The 20,671-nt window shown below is 53.6% G+C and carries 12 protein-coding genes; 3 read left to right on the forward strand and 9 right to left on the reverse strand.

The window, feature by feature from the left end:
- Positions 1–5: 5 nt before the first annotated feature.
- Positions 6–1,238 carry an OmpA family protein gene (locus K7P01_RS28365; RefSeq protein WP_267297975.1) on the reverse strand — a complete coding sequence of 411 codons (1,233 nt, stop codon included), beginning with the start codon at positions 1,236–1,238 and terminating at the stop codon, positions 6–8.
- Positions 1,239–1,325: 87 nt separating this feature from the next.
- Positions 1,326–3,689 (reverse strand): penicillin-binding protein 1C, encoded by a 2,364-nt coding sequence (pbpC, locus tag K7P01_RS28370; protein WP_267297976.1) that lies wholly within the window; start codon positions 3,687–3,689, stop codon positions 1,326–1,328.
- Positions 3,690–3,784: 95 nt separating this feature from the next.
- Between pbpC and K7P01_RS28375 the strand changes: the two genes are divergently transcribed.
- Together K7P01_RS28375 and K7P01_RS28380 are read left to right on the forward strand one after the other, a co-directional pair.
- On the forward strand, positions 3,785–4,108 hold the full coding sequence (locus K7P01_RS28375; RefSeq protein WP_267297977.1) for a hypothetical protein: 324 nt from the start codon (positions 3,785–3,787) through the stop codon (positions 4,106–4,108).
- Positions 4,105–6,618: an Hsp70 family protein gene (locus K7P01_RS28380; RefSeq protein ID WP_267297978.1), complete on the forward strand. Its 2,514-nt coding sequence runs from the start codon at positions 4,105–4,107 to the stop codon at positions 6,616–6,618. Before K7P01_RS28375 ends, K7P01_RS28380 begins: the two co-directional genes overlap by 4 nt.
- Positions 6,619–6,627: 9 nt before the next feature.
- Here the strand turns inward: K7P01_RS28380 and K7P01_RS28385 are convergent, their stop codons facing one another.
- From K7P01_RS28385 to K7P01_RS28395, 3 genes are all read right to left on the reverse strand, one after another.
- On the reverse strand, positions 6,628–8,187 hold the full coding sequence (locus K7P01_RS28385) for a hypothetical protein (RefSeq protein ID WP_267297979.1): 1,560 nt from the start codon (positions 8,185–8,187) through the stop codon (positions 6,628–6,630).
- Positions 8,188–8,308: 121 nt separating this feature from the next.
- Entirely contained in the window at positions 8,309–9,856 is a 1,548-nt protein-coding gene (locus K7P01_RS28390) for a hypothetical protein (RefSeq protein WP_267297980.1), read from the reverse strand.
- A gap of 93 nt (positions 9,857–9,949) precedes the next feature.
- Positions 9,950–15,553 (reverse strand): alpha-2-macroglobulin family protein, encoded by a 5,604-nt coding sequence (locus tag K7P01_RS28395; RefSeq protein WP_267297981.1) that lies wholly within the window; start codon positions 15,551–15,553, stop codon positions 9,950–9,952.
- Positions 15,554–15,668: 115 nt separating this feature from the next.
- Here K7P01_RS28395 and K7P01_RS28400 point away from each other — a divergent pair, with 115 nt between their 5' ends.
- Positions 15,669–16,301: a response regulator transcription factor gene (locus tag K7P01_RS28400; protein ID WP_267297982.1), complete on the forward strand. Its 633-nt coding sequence runs from the start codon at positions 15,669–15,671 to the stop codon at positions 16,299–16,301.
- Here K7P01_RS28400 and K7P01_RS28405 read toward each other — a convergent pair.
- The 4 genes from K7P01_RS28405 to K7P01_RS28420 form a co-directional block, all read right to left on the reverse strand.
- A complete protein-coding gene (locus K7P01_RS28405; protein ID WP_267297983.1) occupies positions 16,293–17,123 on the reverse strand; it encodes a sensor histidine kinase in 831 nt (276 codons plus the stop codon). The two genes, K7P01_RS28400 and K7P01_RS28405, sit on opposite strands and share 9 nt — an antisense overlap.
- Positions 17,124–17,448: 325 nt before the next feature.
- On the reverse strand, positions 17,449–18,552 hold the full coding sequence (locus K7P01_RS28410; RefSeq protein ID WP_267297984.1) for a bifunctional 3-deoxy-7-phosphoheptulonate synthase/chorismate mutase type II: 1,104 nt from the start codon (positions 18,550–18,552) through the stop codon (positions 17,449–17,451).
- Positions 18,553–18,564: 12 nt separating this feature from the next.
- The gene (locus tag K7P01_RS28415) at positions 18,565–19,473 is read right to left on the reverse strand and encodes a prephenate dehydrogenase (protein ID WP_267297985.1); all 909 of its coding nucleotides are present in this window, start codon (positions 19,471–19,473) and stop codon (positions 18,565–18,567) included.
- A complete protein-coding gene (locus K7P01_RS28420) occupies positions 19,470–20,666 on the reverse strand; it encodes a pyridoxal phosphate-dependent aminotransferase (RefSeq protein ID WP_267297986.1) in 1,197 nt (398 codons plus the stop codon). Before K7P01_RS28420 ends, K7P01_RS28415 begins: the two co-directional genes overlap by 4 nt.
- Positions 20,667–20,671 lie beyond the last annotated feature (5 nt).

The raw sequence follows: 20,671 nt of genomic DNA on the forward strand, positions 1-20,671 counted from the left end.
GAGGACTATTTGTCCTCCAAAATTTCAATTTCTACCCGCACGTTTTCTTGTGCGCGATTGCCCATCTTATCATAGAGCGGGCGCTTGCCACCCCAGGCTTTTATATCCATACGATCGGCTTCGATGCCATCATTGATCAGGAAGCTTTTAATAGCAATAGCACGCTCTTCCGACAGTGCTTTGGCCGTGCCAAAGCCTTCCTTGGTATCCTTCAGCGAAAAGAACTCCGTGCTCCCCTCGGGCAGGGTGATGATCTTACCTGTAGCGTTGCCGTTGGTATGACCGTGAATACGGATCTTATACTTCGGATTTTCTTTCATCATGTCGCGCAGGCTCTGTATTTCATAACGCGACTCGGGCCGCATGACAGCGGCATCGCGGTAGAAGAGCACGTTGAACATCACGGAGACATCGCCCTTGTGCAGCCGCACCAGTCCGAACGGTATTTCTATGGCGCCTTCGGCGTTGGTTTCAATGCCTTCGCCCTCCGGCTTATTATAGTATAGATTGATCTGCTGCTTGCGATAACCAAATACTTCGGCGACCACCCCGATGCTGTCGGTCTTGCTGGCGGGGTCTCCCACCTTTACGATCTCATTTCCTTTGTAATCCCCTATTTTCCGGGCACGGTCCAGGTCGATAGCTTTCACTTCGCCTTCGACCTTTGCATTGTCAGTGGCACGGTAGAGGCGGAAGACAAACAGCTTGCCCGGCTTACCGTCGTCAACAAACTCGGGTTTCTTTTCAGGCTCGGGCTGCGGCGGCGCGGCTACATTGGTGACTACCGGCTCCGTCGTGACCGGGGCAGGCTCGTCCGGCACCCGTTCCATTTTCTGTTGGGTGTCGGGGTTGATGTCTACGCCCATGGTCTTTTCAGGAAGCGACGCAGTCGTTCCCAGTTCGAGCGAACCACTGTATACCCATGTATCGGCCAACTCCGACTGGGCGCGCAAGCGACGTGCTTCCGAGATGGCCGCGGCACGGTCCGCAGTGCGCAGCACGTACACATAATACAGCTTCCGCACGGGGTTGAGCTGAATGTTGGCATGCAGGCTCAGATCGTGGTTGGCATGCTGGGTAAAGCGGACAGCATTACGCTGATACTTAAATGCCCCGATCACGACGTAGTTCTGGGCATCGTCAAGGTGTTGCTCCAGACGGATGGAGTTGGTGTAGGCAGGCTGTACCATGAGTACAGAGAAAATTCCTGCCAGTGCGGAAAAAAATAGGGTCTTCATGACTCACTGGCTTTGTTAGGTGATTAAACCAATACAAAGTTGGCAATGATTTAACAAAAAGCAATTAATTGTCTACTTATCAGTTGCTTACATTTTAGATAGAACTTCAAAGCGTTGTTCCAGGATGTCACCGCTTTCGTCCATGATGGTCAGGATGTGCTTCCCCTGGCCAGGGCGGACGGTGAGGTGGTGATGACGCTGGGTGCTGCCCAGATACTCGCCATCGAGGTGCCAGAACACGGTGGCCTGCGGGTTGCGGTGGGCCAGCTCAAAGACAGCGTCGCCCAGCTGGCCGTTGAGGTCGCGGGGGATGTAGATCCGGGCGCCTGGCTTAGGGTAGATCATATCCATTGCCACCACCGCGGAGGACGGCTGACAGTCTTTACGAAAGGGTGGCAACGAGCGGTACGATACATTATGCGGACGGAAGTAATATTCCTGCGCGGGTGGCAAGACAAACCAATTTACGTCTACCATACGATCTACCGGCTCGCAGTTGCTGTGAACACGATATTTTCGGTCGCCTGTTAAGTGCACCCTGCGGTGCAGCGGACAAGCACCCGTCTGCAGGCCCCGGGTATGTACCCAGCGCGTCACAACCTCGTCGCACAGCGGACTGTTGCGATAGCCGCTTTTGGCACAGACGGTAATCCTGGTCATTTCAGCTTCCGGTCGCCGGAACCAGCGATTACCGGGCAGTTGTGAAAATATGTCAAACATTACCGGTGCGGCGGCATCCGTACCGGTCAGCCCGGGACGTCCTTCGCCATCGGCATTGCCTACCCATACGCCCACGACGTAGTCGGGCGTTACGCCCACAGCCCAGCCGTCGCGAAAGCCAAAGCTTGTGCCCGTCTTCCAGGCAATCTTTTTAGCACTATTGAAGTAGCGCCACCCGGATTCTTCGCCCGGGCGATACACCTCTTTCAGCGCGTCAAAGGTTTGATAGATCGACGCGGCATCCAGCACCGAGGAAGCTTCGCCCGCTACAGCAGCGGTCGTATCGATCGGTGCAAGCCGGTATGTCAACGGGTGTATATCTTTCGGCATATATTTATTCGCACCGGCCACGGTGAAATAGCGATTGAGGGTACGGGCCAGGGAGGCGTACATGCCGGTGATATCCCAGAGGGTGCCTTCGGCGCCACCCAAAATGAGCGATAGTCCGTAATGATCGGGTGGATGCTGCAGCGTGGTCATGCCCAGGTCTTTCAGCAACGAGTGGAATTTCTCGTAGCGGTAGTTGCGCAGCAGGTTTACGGCCGGCACGTTGAGCGAACGGATGAGGGCACGGTCGGCGGGCACGGCGCCGTCGTAGTCTTTCGAGAAATTCTTAGGCGTAAAGCCGTTGATAAAGATCGGTATGTCGGGCAGCAATGTGCCTGGCAATATTTTTCCTTCTTCAAGCGAAGCTGCAAAGAGAAAGGGCTTGAGAATGCTGCCTGTACTGCGGGGGGCACGGGCTACATCGACGTCGTCGCCCCGGTAGTTGCGCGTATTGCTTACGTTGCCCACGTAGGCCAGTACCCGCCCCGTGGCAACCTCTGCGACGATGGCAGCACTATGATGGATCTGGTTGCCCAGCAGTCGCTGGTGGTGGTCTTGTATAATCTGCTCGACGCGTTGCTGCACGTGCTGGTCGAGCGTGGACCGCAGCGTGTGGCCGGCGAGTTCCTCCTGCTGCATGCGCGCGAGCAGGTGTCGCGCGTTGCGCGGCAGCGGCAAAGGTTCTTCGGGAACAGGCTCTTCTTGCGCCAGCTGGCAGGTGAAGGCGTCGATATGCCCCTGGTCCCGCAGCCTTTCCAACAGCCGGTCACGCTTGGCCTTAAGCTGGGCGCGGTTGCGGCCGGGATGGATCAGCGCAGGGGCATTGGGCAACACGGCCAGCAACGCTGCCTCGCTCCAGGAAAGCGATCGCGCATCGCGGCCAAAATACCGCCAGCACGCAGCATCAATGCCCACCACGTTTCCGCCAAACGGCGCGTGTGAGGCATACAGGGCCAGGACCTCATCTTTGCTGTGCCGCCACTCCAGGCGGGTGGCCAGGATGATCTCGATCAGTTTTTCACCGACGGTGCGCCCCTCTCCTTTGCGGGCCAGCCGTATCACCTGCATGGTAAGGGTACTGCCCCCGCTGACCACACGCTTCGCGGCCAGATTCTGGCGGAACGCGCGACCCAACGACAGCACGTCTACCCCCGGGTGGCTGCGGAACCGCTTGTCTTCGTACGCCAGCAGGGCCGCGGTAAATTTTTCGGGAACGGTGTCCGTTTCCGGAAACCGCCATTGGCCATCCGGGGCGATGGCGGCGCTTAACAGGTCGCCGCGGGCCGATTCAAGCACCGTAGAATAGGGATCGGTAAAAAGGGTGGTCGGTAACGAGAAGTAATAGGCTACCAGGGCAACCCCCAGCAAGACTGTACTAATTTTCCATTTTAACCCCCGTGACATGTTTGGGCAAAAATACCATTTTCCTGGCGGCCGGGAGTTACTAAATTCACCGCGTGAGAATTATTATCCATACTATCTAACCGCTTCCGTTTCGCATGAGTGCATTGATCAACCTGGTAAACCAGATCTTTGAGATCGAGCAAAAAAATACTAGCAAAGGTGACCCTGCGGAGCTGGGCCGCAACATGGAGCGCCTGCGTCACCACCTCGACGAGCTCGGACTGCAATACCACAGCCCCCTGAATGAAAAATATACCGATACCCGCACCGACTGTGTGGCGAGCATCGTTGGTGACCTGGTAGATGCCTCGATGTATATCACCAAGGTGATCAAACCCGTAGTCTTTCAAAAAGATACGGCGGGTAACCGTACCATTGTACAGAAAGCCGTCGTTATAGTTGAACATCGTACTGTATGAGTAGCACCATTGACTTCGCCATCGACCTGGGCACCACGAACTCGCTTATTGCGAAAGGGCAGTTCGGGACCATTGAAGTATATAAAAACCCTATCGGCCACAAAGAGACGCTACCGTCTGTCGTAGGCTTTCGCAATGATCGCATTCTGATTGGCGACAAAGCCCGCGAGTACGTGGAGAAGGACCCTGAGAATGTATTCGGCGGCTTCAAGCGCAAGATGGGAACATCGGAAACATTCTTCGTCAAAAACCTGCAGGCGCAGAAAACTCCCATCGAGCTCTCGGCCCTGGTGCTGAAGGAGCTGAAGACCTTTGTGCACAACGCCCCTGCTATACCGTCGGTGGTCATTACAATACCGGCGTCCTTCGACACGGTACAATCCAACGCCACCAAGAAGGCAGGCTACGAAGCCGGCTTTAAAGAAGTTGTGTTGCTGCAAGAGCCCATCGCCGCATGCCTGGCCTTTGCCAACAAAAGCGACGGCGTACAGAAACAAGGCAAGTGGCTGGTGTACGACTTGGGCGGCGGCACGTTTGACGTAGCCATCGTCTCCATCTCCGATGCGGAGCTGACCGTCATCGATCACAAGGGCGACAATTACCTGGGCGGACTGGACTTCGACAACCTGCTGGTGGAGCGAATCATCCTCAAGCAGCTTTTCCGACAGCCCCACCTCACAAACCTGCAGGCAAAAGCGGCCAGTCAGGCGATTGAGTTTAAGCGCTTGTATCAGATCTTGTTACACAAAGCCGAGAACGCCAAGAAAGAGCTCTCCGTCAGCCCACAAACCGAAGTAGAAATTTCGGTAGAAGACGATTCCGGCAACACGCAGGATATCCTATTAACGCTTACACGCGCCGATTTCAACAGCTGCATTGAAGACAAGGCGTTGTATACCATCGACCTCATCAACGAGCTACTGCAACGCAATGCCCTGGCCACAACCGACATTCAACAGGTCGTGCTGGTCGGTGGCAGCACGTATATACCGCTGGTGCGCGAGCTGATTGAACGCAGGCTGAACATCGGTGTAAATGCATCGGTAGACCCTACTACCGCCGTGGTGGTAGGGGCGGCGCAATATGCAGCCACGAAACGGGCCGAGGCCCATGCCGACGCCCTGGCGCAGCCCAGGAGTAGTACCAGCACCACGGCCCGCATACGTGTAAAAGCCTCGTACCTCAAGACCAGCATGGATACCGAAGAGCTATTCCTCGCCACGCTGGAAGGCGACATTACGAATATACATTATCGTATCCAACGGGAAGATGGGGGCTACGACTCGGGGTTAAAGAAAGCCACGGAAAAAATACGCGAATACCTCACCCTGTTGCCCGCTCAATTGAGCCGGTTCCAGGTAAAGTTCTTTGACGACCGTAACGACCCGGTGGAGGCTGAGATCGACCCGATCGAGATCGTGCAGGGCAAATATAACATTCACGGCCAGCCGCTGCCCAACGACATCTGCCTGGAAGTAGACGATCTGGAGGAGCGTACAACCAAGCTGGAGCTGATCTTTGGTAAGAACAGTGTCTTGCCTCTCAAGAAGACCATCTACCGCGAGGTATCCAAAACGATCTATAAGAACAGTAAGGATAAGCTGATCGTCAGCATCCTGGAGGGTGATCGCTTTGCGTTCCCGTCGACTAATCAGGTGATCGGTCTGATCGAGATCAACCCCGAAGAGCTGAACGCCGACCTCGTCAAAGGGTCGGACCTAGAGATCAAGCTGGAAATTTCTGAATCACGTGATATCAACGTGAATGTATACCTCAGCATGACGGAACAAGAATTCAAGAACGTCTTCAGCCCGTCGGAGCGGTACGTGAGCATCGGCAAACTGGAGGAGGAAGTCGACATTCTCATAGCGAAGCTAAAATCAGAGCTTCGCCAGAATGAAGCGACGGAAGACTATGAAACTGCCGGCAAGCTAGACACATACCTGCAAGAGGCGATGGTGATCCGCCAGGGCCTGGACAACCTGGGCACATCGCTTAACAGCGACGAGAAGTATCACCTGGAAGAACGTAAGCGCAAGCTGGCCCAGAAATACGATCAGCTCGGAAGACTCCGCAAACTGACGGCCGCACGGACAGAATACTTTGAGGTCAAAAGTCGGTTGGTCTATGAGTTTAGTCAAAGCGACGAAACGCGTGTGAAGTATGAAACGCAATATAAACAGGCCGTCGACAGCGAGCCGGGCTTTGTCGCCTCCGAAAGTGTTTTCCTGGTGGAAGCGAAGACCAAACAGCTACGGATCATTCTAAACGACGTATTGCTCAACTCGCGTGATTTCCTGATCCGTCTGTATTACGACCTGGCGGGACGATCGAAAGATGAGTTTACAGACAAGCAGCGCGCGATAGGTTATCTGGAGCAAGGTGAGAAGGCCCTGGAGCGGCAGAACTATAACGAGTTGAAAGTAATCAATCTCAACTTGCTACAGCTGCTGCCGGATAAGAGCGAATACGTACGCCTGAAGAATTTCAAAGGAACGGGCATCGGGTGATGCCTGTTCTTACTTGTACTTGGCAAAGCCTTCGTATTCAGTAAAATGTGTATTGTTGCATCCTATCACTTGCAGGCTACCTTTGGTGTCCGACGTAAAAGCAATGCCTATCACACTGTGAGATGGCACGCCTCCAAGGAACTGGTAAGATCTTTTTAGATAATCTAACGTTGTAGAATCCGGCGACAGAAATACGCCCCGTACGGTACGCTCAACACCGGCGCGCATAAACAGGTTCGCTTTGAATGTAACATCATGCGACCAGTTATTGCCAGGGTAGAATGACAATACGTCCTGCATAACCATCCTCGTTTCTACCTTTTGTCCCTTCGCCAGATATACCACGTACGTGGTCTGCTGGTTACGCAGGAAGACGACGATGTCATAGTCAGAGTTGTTAGACAGTTCCGCGCGATTGGAATTTTGCGGCTGATAATTTAACAGTGGTTCGCAGAAGTCGGGATATAGCGGCACGTCCGCAGGTGCAACATACCGGGGCTGCCGGCGGATTACCTCGGCAATAGAATCTTTTCCGTGGGCCGTCAGCTGCCGTTTTACAATACGCCTGATGCGTGCGGTAAAGGTTTGATACCCCATTTCTGACGGCGTGATGCTCGTACCGGGAATGCTGGTCTGGTTTAAGTTGGGACCTGTGTAGCCATGATCATCGTCGTCGGCTAAGTTGATCAGAACACGTAGCAGCGTGATGATAAAAAACGCGATGCCGATGATGGGGCCACATCCGGACTTTGAGCTACTGTTGCCTGACGTCGCCTCCTGCTTCTCCTGATGACGGTTAAAGATGGCGCGGTTTTGCATGATGATCCGCTTCGTCTCCGGGCTGCAATTGAGTCCCTGAAGGTACGAGTATATACGCTGGCAAAAATCAGCATACGTACGTTGTATCTCCACCGACAGGTTGATAAGCGCAATGGCCAGCATCTCGCGGTACTGCGAAAGCGCCTCGGGGAGGTCGTTCAGGAAATCGACAAACGTACCATCCACAAAATCATAGTGAGCCGCTACAAAGTTTATCTCTTTCCTCTCCGTGCGTTTGATCTCCTCTGCCAGCGACTTGAGCGAATGACCCAGTTTGCCAAAGGTATTGTCGAAGAAAGTCGGTTCCAGCAAGTGGCGGGCTAAGAGGAAAGAACGCGCCGTTGCAAAGTCCCGTTTTAGAAAAGCTTGATTGATGCCCTTCCCTACCGGCTGTACCAGGTAGGGTGAGATAAAAGTCTTGAACTGCCTGAACTCCGCCCGATAGCTCAGGTTGCGGTCGTATAACGGGCCGGCTGCGGGCGCCGTGCCCTTTTCCAAGAGGGCTAGTAAGCGGGGGTTGTCATATATCCACTGGTGAAACAGATAGGACTGTTGCTGTTTCAGGTCTTCGATCAACGTCAGGATGTCGTCTTTGGTAAGCGATTGTGTTCCCACCTGTAAGCTGCCTGTGCCGCCATGGTCCAGCTCGACCAACAATCGTTTCTGAATACGAAGCAAGCTGTTTACATCGGGCTGCTCCTGCGGAGCTCCGGCATATTGCAAAACGGGAATGGGCGATCGGTACTGCATGATTGACGAGCCGGAAAGATACCGCAAACACGCTTTCCCGGGATTCTATTTGCGGGCGAAACCTTACGTGCAGGATAATTCACCCGGAAGTAAAGTTTATCCGGCCTGCCAAATAAGGTGTTTAAGGGCTCTTTTGCGATATTTCTTGTAATAATACATTGTCCGGTATGAGTTGTAACCCCCCGTTACCGGTCAACGAAACACGTAAAGGCTTTTTACCCGAGCTGGCCGGAAGATGATACGTTTTATTTAACAGCAGCAACGTGGTGGTATCAACGTTGGTAAAAATGCCGTACTGCGCTTTTACATCGGTCCACGGATATACACCGCGTTTCATACTACCGGGTGACTGCCAGTCATTACCCACATAAAAGGCAAGGTCGTCGCGCACGCTGATCGATGTCCGCAAAGAATCTCCCCGGGATAGGAACCCATTGTATAACGCCGAGTCGCTCATAACAAACAATACGGCGTCGTATGGAGACTGATTTACAATCGTCAACGGCACGGCTGCAGTAGCTTTATAGTTCGACAGATGCGTGCCGGGCACAGCGTGGTGCCACAGGGTATGTTCATTGTTTACCTGGGGGTTGGTTAACAATATATAGCGCATGGAGTCGGCCCCGGAGGGATTCAACTGTTTTTGAACGATGGTTCGCAAGCGATTGCAATACGCGCGATAGGTTTCCTGTACGGTAGGGATCTCTTCTTCGGCCCGACGCAAGACATGCGGGCGGGTGTTCGGGGTTGGCGGATCAATATGAAAAAGCTTCATGAGGCCGTACACCAGTATACACAAGCCAATAATGATGCCGAGCACCCAGGCAACCGTTCGCGCACAGCCACGACCCAGGTCGCTGTATACCTTGCCCACCACGAGCTCCGGCGCCTCCGTTTGAAAGTTCGTATAATTGGCCACCAACACTTCCCGCACGTCGGGTTCACAATGCAATGCCAGCAGGCATTTGTATACGCCGTGGGAAAAACCGATGTCTGTTATGCCTATTTTTACCAGCATATTTATGAGTTCAATACTGAACCATTCACGAAAGTCGGCAACGCTTTCTGGCAAGGCATTGAGCAACGCTATAAAGTCCGGTGTGATATACCTAAATGCCTGGCTATTAAAAGGCTCTTCACCCGTTGTTACACGTCCCGGCGCATGACTAAGGGGTTTTAGCATGTGGATCAGCCGCGCCAGAATCTCCTCCGCGCGGGCGGGCACCAACAACGTGGTCGCTTCGAGAAACCGCCGTACCGTAGCAAAATCCTGTTGAACAAAAGACTGGCTCATCCCCCGGCCGACCGACTCCACCAAATAAGGAGATACAAATGCCTGAAACGATTCAAAGCGTGGGTCGCCCGTCAGGGCAGGATTGTACAGTGGCCCATCGTCGGATATAAGCCCCTGCTCCAGCAATAGTAAAAGCGCGGGATTTTCGTAGATCCACTGGTGAAACATACGCTCTTCGGCAGGGCGTAGCGCATCGATCAACTTGAGAATGTCGTCTTTCGTCCATACCTCTTCTCCTATTGAAAACGTGCCGCCACCGTGATGCTCGAGCTCAAGCAATAGCTGCTTTTGCACCCGTAACAGGCCTGTATCGTCCCAGGACGCTGGAAAATTACCGGTCAGGTATAAAATAGAAAAAGGAGACCTGTACTGCATTCCCCGGAAAGGTATAGATAAGTACGGTATCTTAGAAATAAAAAATCTCCGGAATTACCCGGAGATCTTTATACTATAGAAATATCGCTGTGGCTATTGCGCCGGTGATCCTTTTACCACCTCCACCACCTGCCCTTTTTTGCGGGCGTAGATGCTCTTGTCGTACATCGCCTCACAATTGACCGCCGGCAGATAATACGAACCGGCGTAACCGGCCGTCAGACTGACGTGGAACGTCTTGCGCTGGGTGGCAGCAAGATCGAAATAAGTATATACCCGATCGTCGCGAATATCCTGGTATTGGAAGACGCTATTGGCAAGCTGATCTTCGTCGTCAGTAATGCGCAGGTTATTGATTTCCCAGCCCGACGGGAATACTTGCGACAGCGCCAGGTTTTCATACGACGAGCGGGTGCCGTTGTGGAGGACGCTAACCTCGGCCAGGAACTCGGTACCCTGTTCGAGTCGCGTTACGTCCAGTTCTTTGCCATCGGTGTCGGTATACCGCACGCTGAGGGTCAGATTGCTCTGCGCATCTTCCTCCGCGCCGCGCGCCGGAGTGCCTTCCATAATAAGCCGTGTAAACAGCATTCCCCCGCTTTCGTTGGTGATTTTAACACTCTCCTTGCGCAAACCCGTCAGCGGGATGGCTACCTGCGCCACGGGCAGCTCGGTGCTGGCCTGCACAGTCTTGCCGTTGAGGACATACGAGAACTTCAGCGCGCCGCGTTTATCCATACCGGCAAAAGCGCCAATGGCTTTCAGACAGAAGGCCGTCTCCTGCGTGCTCATCCAATAGCCATAGTCGCCCAGGTACTTCGATATTTCTTTCAGCACGGCAAAGGCTTTGGTCTTGTCGCCCAGCGCCGCGAGCGTTTCCAGGATCAGCGCTTTGTCGCGTACGTCCGAGCCATAGCTATACGACAGCTCACGATACGGTTTCACCGTGGTCGTCAGATTGGTAATCAGTTTAGTTGCAGCCTCCGGCTGACCAGCCTTGGCGTAAGCCGCCGCCAGCATCCACGCAGCAGTAGTGTTGAGGTTGCCCAACTCGCGCAGTCGGTTCATCGCCCCCATCTCCGGAGCACCGGCCAACGCCAGGGTATACAGGCGGTAGGCCTGCATCAGGTCGTTGTTATAGTAGTTGTCGTTGCGACGCCATTCCTGCGCTTTGTTTTTCTGGTACTTCTTCCAGCGCTTCAGCATATCGGCCGGCACGTAATAGCCTTTCGCCTCCGCATCTACCAGGAAGTGGCCGGCGTACGTGGTACCCCACGGGTCAGAATGTTCCGCCGGACCAGGCCAGTAGCCAAAACCACCATCGCTTTGTATAAAAGACTTCAACCGCTCGATACCCGCCGTCACGTTGCGCTGGATATTTTTCTTTTCAAGCTCGGTCAGCTCCTTCACCTGCGCGAGGTAGAGCTGCGGCAATACCGACGACGTTGTCTGCTCGATACAACCGTGCGGGTATTGGATGAGGTATTTCAAACGACTGCCCAGGTTGATCGGCGGCAGGTTTGAAACCTCCACGAGGGCCGTATTCGTACCCGTTATACCAAACGGCACCGCGTCGGCGGCCCAGCTCTTGCCGGCCTCCAACACCGATTCCGTTACCTTGGTCACTGGTGTGTTCGGGTTCCGTACCTCGATCTCAATCACGTCGGTCGACTGGAATTTACCCGAACTGGCCGTCACTTCTACTTTCGCAATACCGGCCTCTGCTTTTACAGCCAGGTCGAAATCTACCGTCAGATCACCACTTGCCGGCATCGCCACCGACTGACTGGCATTACCGGCCAAACGCAGCGGACCTGACACCTTCACCTCTATTTTTACATTCTTAATACCCTTCTCCTGCGTAAACAAAGTTATCGGCAGCTTAACCGTTTCTTCAGGCCCCAGCACACGCGGCAGCGTAGCCAGCACCATCAACGGCTTGCGTACGGGCGTCGCCTTCTCGGCTTTGCCGTAAGCGCCTTCGTAGCCCGCTACCACCATGGTCTTAACCGACCCGATATATTGGGGCATGACGAACGTATGACTGTTGGTGCCACTGTTCAGGGTATACGGGCCGAAGTACTTCACCACCGGTTTAAAACGGTTCGCGCGGGCGTCGTCCTCCTTGGCCGCCAGCTCGGCATCACCGCCAATCGCCAGCAGGCGTTCCAGCCGGGCGCCAAAGGCTCCCATCACATCGTCAAATACATCCCACGTGCGAACGCCTAATGCCTCGCGCGCATAGAAGCGGCCCCATGCGTCGGGTGTTTTAAAGCGGGTGATGTCCAACAACCCTTCGTCCACCACGGCAATAGTATACGTCATTTTGCGGTTTGTCTTTTCGGAGATACGGATCGTGACCTCCTTACCCGGCTCGAGCTCGTCGGGCATAGCGATAACCGGCTCCAGGTGTGTTTTGGGATCTTCCACGCGAATGGACGACACGCCATACAACCGTATCGGCAGATCGTTTACCGTTTGCGCGTGCGGTTGTAACAGCGATACATGCACGTAAATATTCGGCGCCATGTCGGGCGAAGTATCGAAGCTGAACTTGGTCTCGCCTTGCTGCGTCTCTACCCAATAGGTCTTCAGCACGCGGCTGCCATTCTCGAGGCTTACCAACGCACGGCCACCCGGCGCACTGCTGGGAATGGTGATGTTTACTTTCTCGCCAATGTTATAGTTCGTCTTGTCCGTGGTGAACGAAAGCATCGTCGCACCGCCACGCGAATCGTCATCGTCGCGCGCGCGGCTATACCAGCCCGGCTCGTCGACATAGATGATCTGTCCCGTGCAGTGGCCTGAGACGGGATCACAGGCGCGCACAAAGTAACGACCGTACTCGTACTCACCCATTTTCATTTCAATTGTCCAGTTACCCTTGCCGTCAACGGTCCTGGCCTTGCCGCTCTTGACCAGCTTCGAGTAGGATCCTTCTATATAGTTGGCAATGCTCTCTTCCGAGTTATCCCACCACCAGCGCCAGCCAAGTTTATACACCGACACCTCGATATCATCGCGCGATACCCCCTGACCGGTCTCATCCAATGTTACCAGGTTGAATGTATGCGGCTTGTCGAAATAGAGAATGCCGCTATACTTCTCGCCTTCGGGCGCCTTCATACCGATGTACGATTCGTACGGATAGTATGGAATACTGAACCGGTCTGTGCTGAAGTTACCGCTCTCTTCAAATACCTTTCCACGGAAGACTGCCGTGAGAAAACCCGGGGCGGCCGATGTCGATTCCAGACTTACATTGACGGTGGCTTTACCCTCGTCGTCTGTCATGCCTTCAAATACAGGCTGGGCCTCGCTATAGAACTCACGGGCGGGGTCTTCAAAGACATAGTCAGGATATTTGGCAAAGGTTGTCGGTGCTTTTAGCAATAGCATATCGAACTCGGCCTTCAGGTTGCGGCCCGGCGCGCCATGCAGCCATTTTACATCCAGCTTACCCGTGGCGGTAGCAGAAGTAAACTTGTCGGCGCCAAAGTCGAGGTTGATCTTGAGCCGGTTGGGTTTAACCGTTTCGATCTTCAAGGTTTGTGTAAACTCGGTGCCGCCTACTTTCACGCGGCCCGTCCAATTGCCCGTAGGCGCATCGGAGGCGGTGACGGTGGCAAAAGAATAGAAGCCGTTCTCGGAGCCTGACCGTACCAGGCGGTTTACCACCTGTCCTTGCGGGTTCTGCATTTCAAATACCACGGGGTGTGTAGCCGGCAATTGTTTGTTCTTGTCTTCGAGAATGAAGGTGAGGTACAGCGAGTCCCCCGGGCGCCACACACCACGGTCGCCATACAGGAATCCTTTCAGACCGCGCTGGATCACTTCGCCCGTTACGTCAAAGTTACTAACCGAAAGCGCGTCACCATTCATCAGCTTTTGATAGCCGCGTTGTTGGCCATTCTTTGCTATCAGGGCAAAAGGCGTTTCTTTGGTGAGGATCGTCGCTTTGCCATCCGCATCGGTCGTGGCAGAGCCTATCAACTGCTGTTGGTAGTCATAAAGCTCGAGCTGTGTGCCTGACAGCGGCTGCGTTGTTTTCAGATCGTTCACAAACACCAGTGTGTTGCCATCGTCGCCCCGCTTGGCGGTAATGCCCAGGTCCGACGCCAGCACGTTGCGTGTAATGGCGCGGCTGTTGGTATAGTACGAAGAGTGGCAGGGGTTGTCGCGCTCTTCCCAGTCGTAGTCTTCGTAGTAATAATAATCGTCGTAGTAGGAGCCTTCTTCGTCGTAATAGCCGTTGGACTCCTCGTCTTCAAACTGTCCGACATTCTCGTCCACAACCTCTTCCTCTTCTCCGCCACCTTCACAGGTATACGTAGAGTATGGCCTCTTAAATGAAATCTTCACCTGGTAGATGGCACCTGGCTCGGTGTTGATCAACTTCGACAGGTCGAGTGTATACCGGTTCCATTTGCCCAGGTCGGTAACCCCGGCGTTATCAAGTTGCACGGTCGTCTTTAGAATCTTCCGTCCTACGCGTTGCAGCTCCTGTCCGCCCTGAATGTTATTCACCTGCAGGAACTGCAGGATGTTACGTTCGAATATCTTGAAAATGGTAACATCTACCGACTTCAGGTTTACTGCCTCGAATGGCAGGACCATTCCATCACTGCTCGGCAGAATAGAGCCCTTACCCGTAAAGCGTACGGCCGGCGATACCTGCTCGAATACAACTTCGGTGGTAGTCGCATCTTTCATTTTATAGTCCAGGATGTTGCGAATACCGGCTTCGATGCGAATCACTTTGGAGCCTGTCTGCCGTACCGGCGGATATACATTGATCTCGTTATCGCGGATCTCGAAGTCCAGCGTGCCCGCTTCGGCCATGGAGATAAGGCCCGTCAGGTCCTGCTTTTCTTTCAGGGGATCGGAGAACTGCAACACAACGTACTGGTTAGGGTGCTGTACCACGCGGGCTTGCATGAGCTTGAAGTCACCCAGCGAAGGAATCTCTACCACCTTGTCCTCATCGCGGTCTATGCCCAGCGGTTTACCTTGCACGGACAATGTTACCTCGCTGGCCTGATCCTTCCGCGCTACATCCTCCACGACAAAAGCATGTTGCTTCCCATCGGGATTATGTGTCCACGTTATTTTTAGCGTATTGCCCTCCTGACGGGGCGTCAGCATTTTTTCCACCACATCTTTTTCGGCAAAGTCGGCGGTGAACAGGTTGCCTTCAATTTTTTGTCGCTTCAGCTCGGTCTTGACATACGGCTTCACATTGTCAACTCCGATCTCGAAGTTCTGCGGCATAACCTGGAAGGTATACGCAAACGAGCTCAGCTCAGCTGCAACCTCCGGCACCAACTTGGACAGGGCAAAGTTTACTTCGTAGATCTGGCCTGAGATCAAACGCTTATCGGGCTGGAACTCTACCGTGCGGCGGTCGAGCCAGACTGTCTTACCGTCGATGGACGGGCTAAAGGAAAAAAGCCTGGCGAGATTCTCCTGCCCAATCTGTGACGAGTCAACCACGTCGGTAGCCAGGACAATCCGTACCGTCGTACCCGACGACACGACCCCCGCCGTGTACGACGAGATGTACTCGCCAAAAGCGGGGTTGATATAACTGGGGCCCGGTTTAGACCCGGTTGACGTGGTGAAATAGAAAATTCCAAAGGCAATAATGCCTATGACAGCCACACCAAGGCCGATTTTCTTCCAGGAAAAACTTTTCATGAAGCGTTCGAAGCGTTAAAAATGACGTTTAGCGGACAGGTGACTACCTGATAAATCAGGTGTGTCTTTTTCTTCAAATTTAAAGTACTTTGTGAAACCTTTACCGACTGTTACCATGAAATCTCTTTCAATCCTTGCTGTTGATGACCAATCCCTTTTTCGCGAAGGATTGGCGCTTGTGCTGACCCGGCTTTTTCCCGATATAAACCTGCGGCAGGCCGGTAGTGGCCCGGAAGCCCTGGAAATGCTCCAGGAGCATCGTTTTAACCTGCTATTGCTGGACATCGGCATGCCCGGCATGAATGGCATAGAAGTAGCCCGCCAGGTGCTACGGCAATACCCCGACCTGCGCATTATCGTTTTGACACAATACAATGGCGAAGGCATGATCACCCACCTGGTACGCCTGGGCGTGCACGGCTTCCTACTCAAGAACAGCGAGTCGCAAGAGATCAAAAAAGCCATCGAAACCGTATTGGACAATCGCCAATATATCACTCCGATGATCCACCCGTCGTTGCTGAAAGAAGAGGCCGTTGTTGCCGCTCCGTCCATTCAGTTCAGCAAACGCGAAGCAGACATATTGATATACCTGAAAATGGGTAAGTCCAGCAAAGAAATTGCCGAACGGTTGGCGTTGAAGGAGAATACCATCAATAGCTACCGCGAAGATATGCTACAAAAGACCAAGACCCGCAACGTGGCGGAGCTGATCTCGTATGCGTACGAGAATGGTGTGTTAGGTTAACACGTCGGCCGCCGTGGGCATAGCGGGGAACTTGTTGGACGTAGTATCTTTCTGCTGTTGCAGGTTGAACTCAATGATCACGCGCAACCCGCGGGGCGATACATCTTCGCGACGCAACGTAGCGCCGATGCTGTTAGCCCGCTTCAACAGGTTGATCATACCCATGCCGGAAGTTTTTTGCTCGTGCTCGTGACGGCGATAGTCAGAGCCATCATCTTCTACGGTGATGGTCAGGTTTTCATTATCCCAATGTATATGTACTGAAATGTTCCAGGCATTGGAATGTTTGATGGCATTGGAGAAAAGCTCCTGCACCATGCGGAATAAGCTGAGCTTTTGTCGTTGTTGAATCGGTACAGGTGTACCGCTTTGTACAAAGTGTACGTGGGTGCCCTTCATCGCGTCCAGCTTATGGCACAGCTCACGAATGGCAAAGTTCAGACTCATGCCTTCGATAAAATCCGGAGACAGATTCCAGATGATGTTGCGGATGGTTTCAATCGTCAGGTTGAGATTCTTCTTGACTGTTATGAGCTTCGCCTCGATGTGCGGCGGCAAGGCATCGGCTTCGCGCATCACCAATTCCAGGTCTAAGTGTATCAGGCTCAACACGGTACCAAGTTCGTCGTGCAGGTCGCTGGAAATGCGTTGGCGATCGTGCTCGATAAATTCGTTCACACGCGACCACGGAATTAATTCGGCCACAGGTTCTGTACCGCTGCGCGAAGTCTTTTTCGGAGCCTTTTTTCCGCCAAAGAGATACACCAGCAAGCCGGTAAAGATTGCGCTGCCAAGAGCCACCAGGATATAGGTAGTTACCATATAGCTAACTGAAAAGGTTGAAGTTATACCTGTCACTAATAAATTACATTACTAAAATATCGCACCTACCGACAGCTCCTCGTTCTGACGCTAGATACCGCCACCCGCACAGATGTAACTGCAAAAGTGTCCGTAGCATGTACTATAAACAGAGACGCGACAACAGGTGTACGGGGAATAGCCCATGATACTCAAGGGAATAGATCAGGGCACGGCAGGTTTTAGGATTCTTGTATAAGTTCGATTTTTCCAACGAAAAAAACAACGGTGCTGTGAGTTAGTTTCACAGCACCGCAAGTTTCCTGGGCGATAATAAATACAATAATTACACGCGTTCAGCCACCTTGTTCATAACGGCTGTCTGAATCTGGATCGACTCGTTGTGGATCAGTTTCAGCAACTCTTGTGTGAAGTCCTGGTTCAGGCCCATGGCTTTACCCAGCGTGATACGGGTCTGAATGATTTCCTCCCAGCGGTTTACCTGAAGGATGGTCACATTGTTTTCCTTCTTGTATTGACCAATCTTCTCCGAGATCTTCATACGCGAAGCAAGCTTCGACATGATCTCATCATCCAACTGGTCAATCTGCTCGCGCAGGATGCTCAGGGTATCTTTGAAAGTCTTGCTGTCAGACGAAACCGTACGTACGACCAGGTCTGCTACGATCTTGCCCAATACAGCCGGCGTAACTTGTTGTTTCGCGTCGCTCCACGCAGCATCCGGGTTGATGTGGCTTTCGATCATCAGACCAGCCATGTCAAGGTCAAGCGCTTTTTGCGAGATCAGGGCGATCAGGTCACGGTTGCCGGCAATGTGGCTCGGGTCGCAGATGATGTCGAGCTCCGGAATACGGGTCTTCAGCTCGATGCTCATGTCCCACATGGGAGCGTTGCGGAAGGGGCCTTTTTCGAAGGAGGAGAAACCGCGGTGAATAGCCGCCAGTTTTGTGATGCCAGCTTTGTTCAAACGCTCCAGCGCGCCGATCCATAGCTCGAGGTCGGGGTTGATGGGGTTCTTGACCATCACCGGAATGTCAACGCCTTTCAGCGAATCGGCTACTTCTTGCACAGAGAAAGGATTTACCGTTGTACGGGCACCCACCCACAGAATATCGACACCTGCTTTCAGCGCGGCCTCTACGTGTGCGGCATTGGCCACTTCGGTCGTGATCGGCAGACCAGTCTCTTTTTTAGCAGCTGCCAGCCATTGCAAACCGGGTTCGCCGGCGCCTTCGTATTGGCCCGGCCGGGTGCGGGGCTTCCAAATGCCTGCGCGCAGCGCGTGGACCTTACCAGTGGCCGCCAGTTGCTTCGCAGTGGCAATGGTTTGCTCTTCTGTTTCTGCGCTGCAAGGGCCGCTGATGATAACGGGTTTGCTGGCGGTCGGCAACCAGGAAGAGATCGATTCGAGTTTCAAAGAATGTTTCATATGGGTGAGTAGTTAGATTTTTACTGTAGAAGATGATGGCGATTGTTGTTGTGTCTGTTGTTGTGTTTTGAGTTCGATACCGTCCAGCACGCGGCGGATCTCGTTCGCGCCCGACATGATACGGTTTAGCTCCTGTGTGTCATGCTTTAGCAAATGATAGTGAAACCGTTGCAGGTGCATGATATACTCTTGCAAAGCCTGGCTGAGGTAATCGAGATTCTGCTCGAAGATCGGCGCCCACATGGCCGGCGAGCTTTTCGCCAACCGCACCGTGGAAGCAAAACCACTACCCGCCAATGCGAAGATGTTTTTCTCGTCCTTCTCGATGTCGAGTACGGTCTGTCCCAGCAAGAACGAGCTGACGTGCGAGAGGTGCGACACGTACGCTACGTGTTTGTCATGCTCCTCCGGTTCCATAAAAATTGTATTCAGTTCCAGGGCGTCGAATACACGGCGTGCAACGGTCAGGGCATGCTCGGAAGAACGCTCCTGCTCGCAGATGATATTGGTCTTGCGCTGAAACAACCCACGGAAGGCCGCTGTCGGGCCGGAGTTCTCCGTACCGGCGATGGGATGCGCAGCCACAAACTGCGCCCGCTTGGGGTGGTTTGCCACCGCGCGGCAAATCGAGCTCTTGGTAGAGCCTGCGTCCAATACGACCGCCTCGGGCTTCACCAAGTCCAACACGGCCGGCAGTGTTTTTGCCAGAGCATTTACCGGTATCGCCACAATCACCAGGTCAGCTTCGCGCAACGCTACGTCTGCAGGCAACACACGGTCTACCAGGCCCAGGGCCACGGCCTGTTCGCCGTTCGCAGCATTCTCGTCTACACCCGTCAGCGACGTTGCCAGCCCGGCGTGTCGCAGGTCTAGCGCCATCGAGCCGCCAATCAATCCTAACCCTATTACAGCTACGTTCATACTTTCGCGGTCGTTGCGGCTGACGCAGCAGCCTGTTTCTTTAAAAAGCTCTTTACACGCTCCAATGCCTCTTGCAGCATGGTCTCGGTACAGCACAACGACACGCGGATGTAGCGGCGGCCGGCCTCACCAAAAATAAAGCCCGGGGTAATGAACACCTTCGTGCCATATAAGATCTCGTCAATCCATTTCTCAACATCGGCGATGTGGTCGGGCGCTTTCGCCCATACAAACAACCCCGATTGGTCCGCATACGTACAGCCCAACACATCCAACAGCTGTATAGCCACCTGCTTGCGTTGGCGGTACACCTGGTTCAGCTCCTTAAACCACGCATCGCCATTCTTCAGCGCTTCCGTCGCTGCATGTTGCAAGCCCAGGAACATACCCGAGTCCATGTTGCTTTTTACTTTCAGCACCGCCTCGATAAACTCTTTCTTACCCGCTACCCAGCCTAAGCGCCAGCCCGCCATGTTGTGCGACTTGCTCAGCGAGTTTAATTCCAACGCCACCTCGTCGGCACCTTCAATGGAAAGGATGCTCATGGGGTTGTCGTTCAGAATAAGGCTATACGGATTGTCGTTTACGATCAGGAACTGGTGCTTGCGCGCCAGGTCTACCAATGCCTTCAGCTCTTCGCGTGAAGCAACACGGCCCGTCGGCATATGCGGAAAGTTCACCCACATGACCTTTACCTTCGACAAATCACTCTTCTCCAGCTCGGCAATGTCAATGCCCCAGTTTAATGATTCTTTCAACGCATAGGGACGCAGCTTGGCGCCTACCAGGTTAGCAACCGAAGAATACGTAGGATAACCCGGATTGGGGATCAGTACCTCGTCACCTTCGTTCACAAAGGCCATGGCGATGTGCATGATGCCTTCCTTCGAGCCCATCAGTGGCAGAATCTCCGTCTCCGGGTTCAGCGTCGTAGTATATACGTTGCGATAGAAGTCGGCAATCGCCTGGCGGAATGCAGGTATACCTTTATAGTTCTGATAGCCGTGGTGTGCAGGGTTCTTCGCCGATGCAATCAAAGCATCGATCGTGGCAGAAGACGGCGCCTGGTCGGGGCTGCCGATGCCCAGGTTGATCACGCGCAGCTCGGGCGTGTCAAGGCCGCGTACTTCGGCCAGCTTCCGGCTGAAGTAGTACTCTTCCACATTGGCAATTCGTTTCGCTGTCTGTATCATACGCT

This window comes from Parachryseolinea silvisoli (genome assembly GCF_021190955.1).
Classification (GTDB): Bacteria; Bacteroidota; Bacteroidia; order Cytophagales; family Cyclobacteriaceae; genus Ohtaekwangia; species Ohtaekwangia silvisoli.